Raw genomic sequence first — 995 nt, forward strand, 5'->3', positions numbered from 1 at the left:
ATGCGCGGCTATTTTATTTGACTGGGGATGCTAGGTGGATTTCGCAAAACATTACGATGTTATTGTTATTGGTGGTGGACATGCCGGGACTGAAGCTGCTTTAGCCGCAGCGCGTCGCGGCTCATCAACCCTTCTACTTACGCATAATATCGAGACGCTGGGTCAAATGTCATGCAATCCAGCAATTGGTGGTATTGGTAAAAGTCATCTTGTTAAAGAAATCGATGCTCTAGATGGTGCTATGGCACGAGCAACCGATTTGGCGGGTATTCAATTTCGAGTGCTGAATAGCCGTAAAGGGCCAGCGGTAAGAGCTACACGCGCACAAACAGATAGAATCTTATATAAAGCCGCAATTCGAGAAACCCTGGAAAACCAGGAAAACCTGGATATCTTCCAACAATCGGCTGATGACTTGATTGTTAAAAATGACCGGGCTTGTGGCGTTGTCACCAATATGGGAGTTCGCTTCCATTCAAAGACCGTTGTTTTGACAACTGGAACCTTTTTAGGCGGTGTTATTCATATTGGTTTAGAAAACCATTCAGGTGGACGTGCGGGAGATCCACCGTCGATAGCATTGGCAAAACGCTTAAGAGAAATGCCTTTTCGTGTTGGCCGTTTAAAAACGGGTACACCGCCCCGAATTGATGCACGTTCAGTTGATTTTAGCGTAATGGACGAACAGCCAGGTGATACACCTTTACCGGTAATGTCTTATACCGGCACAGTTGAACAACATCCAAAACAGATTTCTTGCTATGTAACCCATACTAATGAACGTACGCATGAGATTATTCGCTCAGGTTTTGATCGTTCACCCATGTTTACAGGCATCATAGAAGGAACAGGCCCACGTTACTGCCCTTCTATTGAAGATAAAATTAATCGTTTTGCAGATAAAGACTCCCACCAGATTTTCGTCGAGCCTGAAGGGCTGACAACGCATGAGTTATATCCAAACGGCATTTCAACTAGTTTGCCCTTTGATGTGC

At 44.9% G+C, this 995-nt stretch carries 1 protein-coding gene; it reads left to right on the plus strand.

Annotated features, from left to right (window positions below; all coding sequences use genetic code 11):
* Positions 1–34: 34 nt before the first annotated feature.
* Positions 35–995, plus strand: a 961-nt coding sequence (locus A3756_RS19000) for an FAD-dependent oxidoreductase (RefSeq protein WP_082865371.1), incomplete at its 3' end; no start/stop codon positions are given.

The organism is Oleiphilus sp. HI0086 (assembly GCF_001635225.1).